This is a genomic window from Ramlibacter albus (genome assembly GCF_014297445.1).
Classification (GTDB): Bacteria; Pseudomonadota; Gammaproteobacteria; order Burkholderiales; family Burkholderiaceae_C; genus Ramlibacter; species Ramlibacter albus.
In genome coordinates this window covers 52,496-64,314 of sequence record NZ_JACORU010000016.1, presented here as the reverse complement: position 1 = coordinate 64,314, position 11,819 = coordinate 52,496, and the positions used below count along the sequence as shown (strand labels likewise).

At 68.0% G+C, this 11,819-nt stretch carries 9 protein-coding genes and 1 tRNA gene; 3 read left to right on the top strand and 7 right to left on the bottom strand.

What is annotated here, in order from left to right; all coding sequences use genetic code 11:
- Positions 1-11: 11 nt before the first annotated feature.
- From H8R02_RS27770 to H8R02_RS27760, 3 genes are all read right to left on the bottom strand, one after another.
- Positions 12-98 (bottom strand) — tRNA-Leu (locus H8R02_RS27770).
- Between the two features lie 71 nt (positions 99-169).
- Positions 170-3,346 carry an efflux RND transporter permease subunit gene (locus H8R02_RS27765; protein ID WP_187084901.1) on the bottom strand — a complete coding sequence of 1,059 codons (3,177 nt, stop codon included), beginning with the start codon at positions 3,344-3,346 and terminating at the stop codon, positions 170-172.
- Positions 3,347-3,353: 7 nt separating this feature from the next.
- Positions 3,354-4,508, bottom strand: a complete 1,155-nt coding sequence (locus H8R02_RS27760; RefSeq protein ID WP_435531307.1) for an efflux RND transporter periplasmic adaptor subunit — start codon at positions 4,506-4,508, stop codon at positions 3,354-3,356.
- A 105-nt stretch (positions 4,509-4,613) separates the two neighbouring features.
- On the opposite strand from H8R02_RS27760, the gene H8R02_RS27755 reads away from it, so the two are divergent.
- Positions 4,614-5,534, top strand: a complete 921-nt coding sequence (locus H8R02_RS27755; protein WP_187084897.1) for a phytoene/squalene synthase family protein — start codon at positions 4,614-4,616, stop codon at positions 5,532-5,534.
- On the top strand, positions 5,531-6,373 hold the full coding sequence (gene hpnD / locus H8R02_RS27750; protein WP_187084896.1) for a presqualene diphosphate synthase HpnD: 843 nt from the start codon (positions 5,531-5,533) through the stop codon (positions 6,371-6,373). The genes H8R02_RS27755 and hpnD overlap by 4 nt, the downstream gene beginning before the upstream one ends.
- On the opposite strand, the gene H8R02_RS27745 is transcribed toward hpnD, so the two are convergent.
- Positions 6,366-7,058 carry an HAD family hydrolase gene (locus H8R02_RS27745; protein WP_187084894.1) on the bottom strand — a complete coding sequence of 231 codons (693 nt, stop codon included), beginning with the start codon at positions 7,056-7,058 and terminating at the stop codon, positions 6,366-6,368. The genes hpnD and H8R02_RS27745 overlap by 8 nt on opposite strands.
- 17 nt (positions 7,059-7,075) lie before the next feature.
- Here H8R02_RS27745 and hemH point away from each other — a divergent pair, with 17 nt between their 5' ends.
- Positions 7,076-8,059 (top strand): ferrochelatase, encoded by a 984-nt coding sequence (gene hemH, locus H8R02_RS27740; RefSeq protein WP_187084892.1) that lies wholly within the window; start codon positions 7,076-7,078, stop codon positions 8,057-8,059.
- Here the strand turns inward: hemH and H8R02_RS27735 are convergent.
- The 3 genes from H8R02_RS27735 to H8R02_RS27725 all read right to left on the bottom strand — a co-directional run bounded on the left by H8R02_RS27735 (position 8,049) and on the right by H8R02_RS27725 (position 11,783).
- On the bottom strand, positions 8,049-8,954 hold the full coding sequence (locus H8R02_RS27735; RefSeq protein WP_187084891.1) for an alpha/beta fold hydrolase: 906 nt from the start codon (positions 8,952-8,954) through the stop codon (positions 8,049-8,051). The genes hemH and H8R02_RS27735 overlap by 11 nt on opposite strands.
- Positions 8,955-8,980: 26 nt before the next feature.
- On the bottom strand, positions 8,981-10,657 hold the full coding sequence (locus H8R02_RS27730; RefSeq protein ID WP_187084992.1) for a carboxylesterase/lipase family protein: 1,677 nt from the start codon (positions 10,655-10,657) through the stop codon (positions 8,981-8,983).
- Positions 10,658-10,724: 67 nt separating this feature from the next.
- A complete protein-coding gene (locus H8R02_RS27725) occupies positions 10,725-11,783 on the bottom strand; it encodes a branched-chain amino acid ABC transporter permease (RefSeq protein WP_187084990.1) in 1,059 nt (352 codons plus the stop codon).
- Between the last annotated feature and the right edge of the window lie 36 nt (positions 11,784-11,819).

The following is an 11,819-nucleotide window of genomic DNA, read 5'->3' as shown; positions in this document are numbered from 1 at the left end:
CGGTTTGCATCTGGTGCGCGGGGTCGGACTCGAACCGACACGCCCGTGAAGGCGTCAGGACCTAAACCTGGTGCGTCTACCAATTTCGCCACCCGCGCTCTCGTCCTGAAAGGAAAGCGGGCCGCCGGGGGAACCCGGCAGCCCGCTCGAATCCGGTCAATCGAATATTTTAAACCGGAACGGGTACGGGTTCTCCCAAGCCGTCCTCTTCCGTCGTGATGCCTTCGCGCTTGACCCGGAACCACGCCGCGTACATCGCGGGCAGCGCCAGCAGCGTGAGCACGGTCGCGACGATCAGGCCGCCCATGATGGCCACGGCCATCGGGCCCCAGAACACCGAGCGCGAAAGCGGGATCATCGCGAGCACCGCAGCGGCAGCCGTCAGCACGATCGGCCTCAGGCGGCGTACCGCCGACTCCACGATCGCGTCCCAGGCCGGCACGCCGCGCGCACGGTCCTGCTCGATCTGGTCGATCAGGATCACCGAGTTGCGCTGGATCATGCCCATGAGCGCGATCACGCCCAGCAGCGCCACGAAGCCGAAGGGCCGGTCCAGCACGATCAGCGCGCCGGCGACGCCCGCGATGCCCAGCGGCCCGGTGAGGAACACCAGCAGCGAACGGCTGAAGCTCTGCAGCTGCAGCATCAGCAGCGTGAAGGTGATGAACAGCATGATCGGCATGCCGGCATTGATCGACGACGACCCCTTGCTGCTCTCGGCCACGGCGCCCGCCACCTCGATGCGGAAGCCCGGCGCCCATTTCTGCTCCAGCGCCTGCAGCTTGGGCAGCAGCTCGTTGGTGACGGTCGCGCCCTGCATGCCTTCCTTGATGTCCGACTGCACGGTGATCGCATAGGTGCGGTTCTCGCGCCACATCACGCCCGGCTCCCAGGTGAAGACCGGCTTGGCGATCTGCGTGAGCGGGATCGACTTGCCGCTCGCGGTCGGCAGGTAGGCGTTGGCGATGTCGGTGATTGCGTTGCGCTCGTCGGCCGGCTGGCGCAGCACGATGTCGATCAGCTTGTCGCCTTCCCGGTACTGGCCGACGTTCGTGCCTTGCAGGATGGTCTTGCTCGCCTGCGCGATCGACTGGCTGGTGACGCCCAGCGCGCGCGCCTTGGCCTGGTCCACCTCGAGGCGCAGCACCTTCACCGATTCGTTCCAGTTGTCGTTGGTGCCGCGCGTGTTGGGGCTGGCGCGGAACACTTCCTTCACCTGGTCCGCGTACTCGCGCAGCTGCGCGGGGTCGGGGCCCATCACGCGGAACTGCACCGGGTAGGGCACGGGCGGGCCGTTGGGCAGCAGCTTGACGCGGCCGCGCACCTCGGGGAACTCCTGCGCCAGCAGCGCGGGCAGCTTCACGCGCAGCGACTCGCGCACCTTCAGGTCCTGCGGCATCACGATGAACTGCGAAACGTTGGTCTGCGGGAACACCTGGTCAAGCGGCAGGTAGAAGCGCGGCACGCCCGAGCCGACCCACGTGCTGACGCCGGTGACGCCCGGCTCGCGCAGCAGGCGCTGCTCGACGCGCTTGGTGACCGTCTCGTTCGCCTGGAAGGACGTGCCTTCGGGGAACCAGATGTCGACCATGATCTCCGGCCGGCTCGAGTCGGGGAAGAACTGCTGCTGCACCTTCCCCATGCCCACGATACCGAGGGCGAAGGTGAGGATCGTCGCGCCGATGGTGATCCAGCGGTGCTCGACGCACCAGTCCACCAGGCGGCGGAAGGTGCGGTAGAAGGGCGTGTCGAAGTGCTCGTGGTGGTCGCTCGACACCGGCTTGGCCTTGAGCAGCAGCGTGCCGAGGTAGGGCACGAAGTAGACGGAGACGAACCACGACAGCACGAGCGCGATCGCCGTCACGGCGAAGATCGCGAACGTGTATTCGCCGACGGTAGATTTCGCCAGGCCGATCGGCAGGAAGCCGGTGGCGGTGATCAGCGTGCCGGTGAGCATCGGCATCGCCGTCACTTCATAAGCGAAGGTGGCGGCGCGGACCTTGTCGTAGCCCTCTTCCATCTTCCGCACCATCATCTCCACGGCGATGATCGCGTCGTCCACCAGCAGGCCCAGCGCGATGATCAGCGAGCCGAGCGAGATCTTGTGCAGCCCGATGCCCCAGTAGTCCATCGCGAGGAAGGTCACGGCCAGCACGAGCGGGATCGTGATGCCCACCACCAGGCCCGGGCGCATGTCGATGTACCAGCGGCTGAAGAGCGGAAGCTCGGCCGCGTTCGGCTTCTTGTGCAGGCCCAGCGCGACGAAGCTCACGGCCAGCACGATCACCACCGCCTCCACCAGCGTGCGCACGAACTCGCCCACCGAGTTGGACACGGCCTTGGGCTGGTCCTGCAGCTGCACGAGCTTGATGCCCGCGGGCAGGCCGTCCTCGATCTTGTTGTTGGCCGCCTTGAGCGACTTGCCCAGGCGGATGATGTCGCCGCCCTTGGCCATGGACACGCCCAGCGCGATCACTTCCTTGCCGCCGTGGCGCACCTTCACGGCGGGCGGGTCGACGTAGCCGCGCTTGATCTCGGCGATGTCGCCGAGCTTGAGCTGGTTGCCCGAGCTGCCGCGGATCGGCATGGCCTGCAGTTGCGCCACCGCTTCGAACTGGCCTGCGACACGCACCTGCACGGTATCGAGCGGCGTCTGCACTGCGCCGGCGGACTCGATGGCGTTCTGCTGGCCCAGTTGCGCGAGCACCTGGTTCAGGTCCAGGCCCAGTTGCGCGAGGCGCTTCTGCGAGATCTCGATGAAGACCTTCTCGTCCTGCACGCCGAAGAGTTCCACCTTCGCCACGTCCGGCACGCGCAACAGCTGCTGGCGCACGTCGTCGGCGAACTGCTTGACCTCGGCGTAGCTGTAGCCGCTGTCGGCCTCCAGCGCGTAGATCACGCCGTAGACGTCGCCGAACTCGTCGTTGAAGAACGGCCCCTGGATGCCTTGCGGCAGCGTGAAGCGCATGTCGCCGATCTTCTTGCGCACCGTGTACCAGACGTTGGCCACGTCGCCCGGCTTGGACGAGTCCTTGATCTGGAAGATGATCTGCGACTCGCCCGGCTTGGAATAGCTGCGGATGATGTCGGCGTACGGCGCTTCCTGCAGCGTGCGCTCGATCTTGTCCGTCACCTGCTCGGCCACCTGCTGCGCCGTGGCGCCCGGCCAGTACGTGCGCACCACCATCGCGCGGAAGGTGAAGGGCGGGTCCTCGTCCTGGCCCAGGTTGAAATAGGCGGCAATGCCCAGCACCATCAGCACCACCATCAGGTAGCGCGTGAGCGCCGGGTGTTCCAGCGCCCATTTGGAGAGGTTGAACTTCTCCTTCGGTTCGATCTGCGTCATCGCTGCCTCACTTCGCGGGCGGCAGCGTGGCGGCCTGCGCGCCCATGGCGGACGACTTGCCGGCGGGCTGGGGCGCGGCCAGATGCGCGGCACTGCGGTCCTGCCACAGCGTGACCTTCTGGTTGGGCGAGAGCACGTGCACGCCGGCGGAGACGACGAGCTGGCCCGGTTGCACGCCGGCCGCGATGACGGCGTCATTGCCGTCGGCCGTGGCCACTTGCACCGGCTGCAGCTTGACGGTCATCGTGGGCTTGTCGACCACCCACACGGCGGTGCCCTTGCCTTCCTGGCGCAGCGCGCTCGTGGGCAGCTTGATCACGGCCGTGCCTGCATGGCTGAGGGCCTGCGGGGTCACAGTGGCGGTGGCGCCCAGCGGCGGCTGCGTCGCGGCGTCGAGGGAGACCTTCACGGCGTACGTGCGCGTGACCGGGTCCGCGCTCGCGGCGACTTCACGGATCTTGCCCGGCACCGCGGCGGCGGCGGACCACGGCTTGACCTGCACGTCGCCGCCCGGCTTGAGCGCGACGACCTTGTCTTCCGGCACGGAGAACACCACGTCGCGGGGGCCGTCCTGCGCGATGCGCACGATGGGTGTGCCGGCAGTGACGACCTGCCCGGGCTCGGCCTCGATGGCGGTGATGACGCCGGAGACATCGGCAACGAGGTTCGTGTACTTGGCCTGGTTGCCCTGCGCGGCCATCTGCGCGTTCGCCTGGTCCAGCTGCGCCTGCGCGGCCTTGAGCGCGGTTTCGCGGCGCTCCAGCTCGGCGCCGCTGATGAAGTTCTGCTCGCGCAGCGACTGGTAGCGCTTGAAGTCGGCGGCGGCGAGGTCGCGGTTGGTCTGCGCGGCCGCAACCTGGGCGCGGGCGGCATCGGCAGCAAGGCGATAGTCCTGCGGGTCCAGTTGCGCGAGCACGTCGCCGGCCTTCACATGCTGGCCCAGCTCGGCCTGGCGCTTGATGACCTTGCCCGCCACCCGGAAGCCCAGGCGCGACTCGACGCGGGGCCGCACCTCGCCGGAGAACTCGTAGCCCGAGTCGAAACTCGACGCGCCGACGGTGAGCACCTTGACGGCACGGACCGGCTCGGGCGGGGCTTCGGTTCGGGAGCAGCCGGCCAGCACGGCAGAGCCAGCGAGGACGGCCAAGGGGAGGAGGCGCACGCGTGTCATCTGGAAGTCCCTCGAAAGAGTGTGTTTTTTAATGACTGACTGGTTAGTAATGTAGGGGAAACCCTTGAGCTTCGTCAAGCCACAATCACCGGTCCGATGCCACTCCAGCCACTTTTGCGCGAGGTCTCGCGCTCCTTCTACCTGTCGATCCGGCTGCTGCCCGACGAGCTGCGCGGCTCTGTCGGGCTGGCGTACCTGCTGGCCCGGGCCACGGACACGATCGCGGATACGGCCGCGGCCCTGCCCGACGAACGGCGGCGGCTACTCACCGCCGTGGGCGATGCGATCGCGGCCGGCTGGTCCACGGCAGAGGTCGACCTGCAGGCCTTCATTGCCTCGCAAGGCAACGATGCCGAGCGCAGCCTCATGGAGCGCCTCGACGAACTGCTGGCCGCGCTGCTGCAGCAGGACGCCGCCGACCAGGCCGACATCCGCACCGTGCTCGGCCACATCGTGCGCGGCCAGTTGCTCGACATCGACCGCCCCACCCTGCCCGACGCGAAGGCGCTCGACGAATACACCTACCTGGTCGCGGGCTCGGTCGGCGAGTTCTGGACGGACATCTGCGCGCGGCACGTCCCGCAGTTCGCGACGCTGCCCATGCAGGACATGCGCGCGCTGGGCCGCTCCTTCGGCTGCGGCCTGCAGCTGGTGAACATCCTGCGCGATGCGGGGGAAGACCGCCGGATGGGCCGCTGCTACCTGCCCGGCGACGAGGTGGCCCACTGGGGCGTCGAGGCCGTATGGATGCAGTGGCAGGCGAAAGCCGCCAAGGCCATGTTCGACGGCATCATCTATGCGCAGGCCGTGAACCCCCCGCGCATCCGGGCGGCGGTGGCCCTGCCCGCGCTGATCGGCCGCAGCACGCTGAACCGGTTGCGCAGGGCCGGCCCGCGCGCGCTGCACAAGCGCGTGAAAGTGCCGCGCGCCGAAGTCCATTGGCTGCTGCTGCGCATGGCGTTGGGACGTGCGTCGATCAAGACGCTGCGTCGCGAATGGGAGAATCGCGCCCGATGACGCCACAACAGTACGTCCAGGAGAAGGCGGCCGCGTCGGGCAGCAGCTTCTATTACGCCTTCCTCTTCCTTCCCCCGCCGCGCCGCGCGGCCATCACCGCCTTCTATGCGTTCTGCCGCGAAGTCGACGACGTGGTCGACGAGGTGCATGACCCCGGCATCGCGCGCACCAAGCTCGCGTGGTGGCAGGCCGAGGTGGCCAAGGCCTTCGGGGGCAACCCGTCGCACCCGGTGATGCGCGCGCTGATGCCGTGTGCCGCCGAATTCGGCATCGAGCAGCACCAGCTGCAGTCGGTCATCCAGGGCTGCGAGATGGACCTGGAGCAAAGCCGCTACCTCGACTTCCCCAACCTGCAGCGCTATTGCCACCTCGTGGCCGGCGTGGTCGGCGAAGTCTCCGCGCGCATCTTCGGCCAGACGCAGGCGCAGACCACCGAGTACGCGCACAAGCTGGGGCTGGCGTTCCAGCTCACGAACATCATCCGCGACGTCGGCGAGGACGCGATGCGCGGGCGCATCTACCTGCCGATCAGCGAGCTGCAGCAGTTCGACGTCAAGGCGCACGAGATCACCAACCGGCAGTACTCGGAGCGCTTCGTCGCCTTGATGAAGTTCCAGGCCGAGCGGGCGCACCGCCTCTACGACGAAGCGCTCGCGCTGCTGCCCGGCGCCGATTTCCGTGCGCAGAAGCCCGGCCTGATGATGGCCAGCATCTACCGCACGCTGCTGCGCGAGATCGAGCGCGAGGACTTCAAGGTGCTGCACCAGCGCATCAGCCTCACGCCGGTGCGCAAGCTGTGGCTGGCGTGGAAAGTGCAGGCGCTGGGCCGGCTCAGCTGAGCAGGTCGCACAGCTCCGTCAGGTTCTCCAGCATCGCCTGCGGCTCCTGCTCGTGCGGCCACATCGCGTCGCCGCGGTTGATCCAGGCGGCCTGCATGCCTGCATTGAGCGCCCCCAGCGCATCGAGCGTGGCGTCGTCGCCCACGTGCAGGACGTCGGCCGGTGTCATGTCCAGTGCGCCTGCGGCAGCGTGGAAGATGCGCGGGTCCGGCTTGCCCACGCCGAACTCCCGGGCCGAGATCGCGGCGCGGAACAAGGGCGCGAGGCCGATGCGCTGCAGGTCGGCGTTGCCGTTCGACACGGCAACCAGGGGGAAGCGCGCCGCCAGGAATTCCAGCGCGGGCTTCGCGTCATCGAACAGCGTGACGCGCTGGCGTTCGGCGAAGAAGACATCGAAGGCCTGGTCGGCCATCAGCGGGTTCTCGCCCGCGCGATACAGCGCCAGGCGGATCGACTCGCGGCGCAGCGCGCTCAGGTCGTGCTTCAGCTCGGGTTTGGACACCGCCATGTAGTCGCGGATCTCGCGCAGCGCCCCGGGGCTGGAGAACAGCGCGGCGGCCATCGGGGCGTTTTCCACCAGCCAGTCGTGCAGGGCCTTCTCGGCCCGCTCGATCGTGGGCCAGATGGGCCACAGGGTGTCGTCCAGGTCAATCGAGATGCCCCGGATTTTCGCCACGTCCAACATGGCGGCGAGAATACCTCATGCAAACAGCAATCCTGCTTGCCAACCTTGGCACCCCGGATGAACCCACCCCCGCGGCCGTCCGCCGCTACCTCGCCGAATTCCTGGCCGACCCTCGCGTCGTGGAGATCCCGCGCGCGGTCTGGCTGCCCCTGCTCTACGGTGTGATCCTGCCCTTTCGCGCGTCGAAGTCCGCCGCGAAGTACGCCACGATCTGGACGAAGGACGGCTCGCCGCTGAAGGTGATCACGCAGAAGCAGGCGAAGCGGCTGCAGGGCACGCTCGGCGAGCGCGGCGTGAAGGTCGAGGTGGCGTACGCGATGCGCTACGGCAACCCGTCCATTGCCTCGGTACTGGATGCCTTGAAGAAGGCGGGCGCCGAACGCATCCTCGTACTGAACGCCTATCCGCAGTACTCGGGCACCACCACGGCCAGCGTGATCGATGCGGTGAATGCCTGGACCTCGAAGACGCGCAGCATCCCCGAGCTGCGCTTCGTCAACCGCTACCACGACGACCGCGGCTACATCGAGGCGCTGGCTGCCCGCGTGCAGAAGACATGGCGCGTCGAAGGCAAGCCCGAACACTTCGTGATGAGCTTCCATGGCGTGCCGCAGCGCACGGTGGACCTCGGCGACCCTTATTACCACGAGTGCCTTGCCACGGCGCGTTCGCTCGCGCGCTCGCTGCGGCTGGAGGAAGGCCAGTACACCGTCACGTTCCAGTCGCAGTTCGGCAAGGCGAAGTGGGTCGACCCCGCGACCGAAGCGACGGTACGCGCGCTCGCGAAGAAAGGCGTCAAGCGCCTCGACGTCGTGTGCCCCGGCTTCGTGGCCGACTGCCTCGAGACGCTGGAAGAGATCGCGCAGGAGGTGCGCGATGCCTTCCTCGCCGAGGGCGGCAAGGCGTTCAACTACATACCTTGCGTGAACGACGACGATGCGTGGATCAACGCGCTGGCGGACATCGCCGAGCGCCACATGCAGGGCTGGCCTACGAAGTGACCTTCGCGCCCGCCGGGCGCGCGACCGCATCGTGCTGCTCGATGAATCCGGCAACCAGGCCCAGCTGGTCCGGCACGTTCAGTGCCGGTGCGTGCCCGCAGCCTTCGATCTCGACAACGCGCACCAGGCCAAGGGCACCGGGCCCGCGCGTCATCATTTCATCCGTCGCGTCCTTCAGCACCAGGTCCGACTCGACCCCGCGCAACACGAGGATCGGGCAGCGCACCTCGTCGTAGTGCTGCCACGTCTCGTAATCGTTGGGATGGTCGGTGAACTGCCGCACCATCGCCGGGTCGTAATGCGGCGTCACGCGCCCGTCCGGCAAACGGCGCGTCGACGTTTCGGCCAGCCTGCGCCACTGCGCATCGGACAGCCAGCCGAAGGGCTTGTACACCTGCCGGAAGAAGGCCTCCAGCTCCTGCATCGACCCGAACGCGGGCGGGTTGCCCGCGTACGCGCGGATGCGCGCGAGCGCAGGCTCGGCGAGCCGCGGTGCGTTGTCGTTGAGCACGAGGCTGAGGATGCGGCCCTTCAGCCGCGGCTCGTAGAGGCCCGCCGCGCACACCGTACCGATCGCACCACCCATCGACGTGCCGACCCAGTGCACACGATCCAGGCCCAGGCCATCCAGCAAGTCGGCGGCCAGCCGCGCGTAAAAGGCGAGCGTGTATTCCTTGCCCGGGTCCGGGCTCCACTGGCTGAAGCCGCGCCCGAGCGTGTCCGGGCAGATCACCCGGAAGCCGCGCCCCACCAGCCACTCGGCCAGTTCGTCCATGTCGCGGCCGGTGCGCGCCAGGCCATGCCACGCGATCACCGTGCGCGCGTTGGCGGCGCCCCACTCCGTGTAGTGGATCTCGCGCCCCGCGCAGGTGATGTAGTTGGACGTGAATGACATGGCTCGCGGCTTCCTTCCTCTTGCCCTTACTCCACGCGGATCGACTTGGCGGTCTGGCTGGCGTCGAACACCAGCTTGCCCGGCCACACCGGCCACGTGACGCCCAGCGTGGAATTGTTCGGGTCGCCGTTGCGCGCGAAGGCGCTGATCGTCTGCATCATCGACTGCGACAGCTGCAGGCGGCCCGGCTCGTTGGCGGCGTTGAACCACACCTTGCCGAACAGCGACGGGCCGAACGTGCCGAAGATGAAGGGCAAGTCCGCCGCGTGCACCGCGCCGTAGATGTCGTTCCACGGCGCCGGTTGCTCGTCCCAGTCGAAGCGGTAGTAGTAAACCTCGGCCTGTTTCGCGCGCAGCGCGTTGAGCACGTTGTCCCGGCTGTTCAGGAAGAAGACGCGGTTGAGCGCTTCGGCGCGTGCCGTGAAGCCCGTCGTGGGCGCGTTCACCGGCAGGTACGAGGCGGCGATCCAGTCGTTGATCGTCGTCGACGCGCCCGCGAAGTGGTTGGCGAAGAGCTGCGCATCGGTCGGGATGCGCGCGTTGCCCGTGCCGCCCACCAGCGGCAGGAAGGACGGGAACAGCTTGCCCTCGTCGCGTGTGTTGCCCGCGAGGACCGGGACCTTCACGTAATTGCCGGCGTTGATCGCGCCGATCGGGTCGGCCGCGACCACCGTGCCGTCGGGGATCGGCCCGGAGCCGGCCAGGCCGGCAACCGCGACGCGCGTGAGCAGCTGGCCGAACAGCTGCGCAGGCGTCTTGCTGCGCAGGTAGGTCGCGATCTGCGCGGAGGTTTGCGTCGCGATGTACGTGTTGGCCGTCGCGGCGTCCGTGGCCAGGCCGTCGGCGATCACCAGGCTTTGCAGCAGCGACGTGCCCTGCGCTGCGTACTGCGACGCGGGGCTGAGCGTCGGGATGCTGCCGGTGGGCAGGTTGCTCGCGAGCGAGATGCCGCCGGACAGCGGCACGACACGGTGGAACAGCTTCTGCGGATGCGCCGTCACGAGCGGCGAGGTCTGCAGCGCCCACACGTTGATGGCGCCGGCCGACTGGCCCATGATCGTCACGTTGCCGGCGTTGCCGCCGAACGCCGCCGCGTTCTTGTTGACGAATTCCAGCGAGCGGATGCTGTCGAGCATGGTGAAGTTGCCGGAGTCGGCCACCGCATTGCCGGTCCTCAGCTGCGGCATGCTCAGGAAGCCGAGGATGCCGACGCGGAAGTTCGGCGTCACGACAACCGCATTCGCGGCCTTGGCCAGCGCCGCGCCGTCGTACATCGGGTCGGCCGTGTAGCCGGACACGTTGCTGCCGCCGTGGAAGAACACGATGACCGGCAGGTTGGTGTCGCCGTTCGCCGGGCGCCACACGTTCAGGTACAGGCAGTCCTCGCTGCCGACGGCCTGGTTCAGCGTGGTGCCGATCGTTTCGTCATAGCGGTTGTTCGCGCCGGGGCCGTAGATGCGGCCGTACTGCGAGCACGCGTTGCCGAACGACGTGGTGGTGCGCGTCGTGGTCCACGCTGCCGGCTCCTGCGGGGCCTGCCAGCGCAGCGCGCCGACGGGGGCCTGTGCAAAGGGGATGCCCTTCCACGAGTACGTGCCGGACGTGGTGTCCTCCGCGCCGCGGATCTCGCCGAGGTGGGTGGTGCGCAGCAGCGGGTCACCGCCGCCACCGCCGCCGCCGCAGGCGGCCAGCAGCAGCGGCAAGGCGAGCGCGGCGGCCCAGCCGGCCAGGCGTTTCGTTGCGAGTTTCTTCAACTTCGTCTCCTGTCTTCTAGTTGGCGCGACCCGCGCGCAGGCGTCCCACGATGCCCGTGGGAAAGTAATAAACCGAGAGCACGAACAGCAGGCCCAGCCAGAGCAGCCAGCGGTCGGGGGACAGCAACGCGGCGAGCCACGGCAGCCCGGAAACGGCCTCGCTGCCGAGCTTGAGCAGGTCCTGCAGGTAGCTCTGCGCCACGACGAACAGGCCGGAGCCGATGGCCGCGCCGTAGACCGTGCCCATGCCGCCGATGACGACGATCAGCAGCACGTCCAGCATGATCTCGAACGAGAGCGACGTGTCCGGCCCGTTGTAGCGCAGCCAGATCGCGAGCATCACGCCCGCCATCGTGGCGAACAGCGCCGACAGGATGCTGGAGACCGTGCGGTACACGACCACGCGGTAGCCGATGGCTTCCGCGCGGAACTCGTTCTCGCGGATCGCCTGCAGCACGCGGCCGAACGGCGAGTTGACGATGCGCAGCATGGCGAGGAACAGCACCACCGCCATGACGAACAACAGGTAGTAGCAGAGCAGCCGGCCGTCCAGCGACACGCCGAGGAACTTCTCGCCCCATTCGAAGCTGGGCGACAGCACCTCCGGGACCTTGAACGTGAGGCCGTCCTCGCCGCCCGTGATGTCCGACAGCTGCGAAGCCAGCGTCTGGAATGCGGCGGCCACTGCCAGCGTGATCATGGAGAAGAAGATCGCGCGCACTCGCAGCGAGAACAATCCGATGGCCAGCGCCAGCACGAACGAGATCGCCAGCGCGCACAGCGTGCCGACGACGAGCGCGCCCCACCCCGCCCCCATGCGCGTGGAGGCGATCGCGATGCCGTACGCGCCGATGCCGAAGAACATGGTGTGCGCGAAGCTCACGATGCCGGTGTAGCCGAGCAGCAGGTCGAAACTCGCGACCAGCACCACGAACACCAGCACCTTGGCCGCGACGTTGAGCGCCTTGACGCCCGGGAAGATGAAGGGCGTGAGCAGCAGCGCAAGCAGCACGGCCACGAGCAGCACGGCCAGCAGCCTGTTGCGCGGGAAGTCGTTGGACAGGATGCGGGCCATGAACGCGCCGCGTTTCTTTTCGGGGAGCATGGGCAG

What these genes read in the sequence shown, in the direction of transcription:
- H8R02_RS27765 (WP_187084901.1), bottom strand. Translation starts at nt 3,346, where the DNA reads ATGACGCAGATCGAACCGAAGGAGAAGTTCAACCTCTCCAAATGGGCG.
- H8R02_RS27755 (WP_187084897.1), top strand. Translation starts at nt 4,614, where the DNA reads ATGCCACTCCAGCCACTTTTGCGCGAGGTCTCGCGCTCCTTCTACCTG.
- hpnD (WP_187084896.1), top strand. Translation starts at nt 5,531, where the DNA reads ATGACGCCACAACAGTACGTCCAGGAGAAGGCGGCCGCGTCGGGCAGC.
- H8R02_RS27745 (WP_187084894.1), bottom strand. Translation starts at nt 7,058, where the DNA reads ATGTTGGACGTGGCGAAAATCCGGGGCATCTCGATTGACCTGGACGAC.
- hemH (WP_187084892.1), top strand. Translation starts at nt 7,076, where the DNA reads ATGCAAACAGCAATCCTGCTTGCCAACCTTGGCACCCCGGATGAACCC.
- H8R02_RS27735 (WP_187084891.1), bottom strand. Translation starts at nt 8,954, where the DNA reads ATGTCATTCACGTCCAACTACATCACCTGCGCGGGGCGCGAGATCCAC.
- H8R02_RS27725 (WP_187084990.1), bottom strand. Translation starts at nt 11,783, where the DNA reads ATGGCCCGCATCCTGTCCAACGACTTCCCGCGCAACAGGCTGCTGGCC.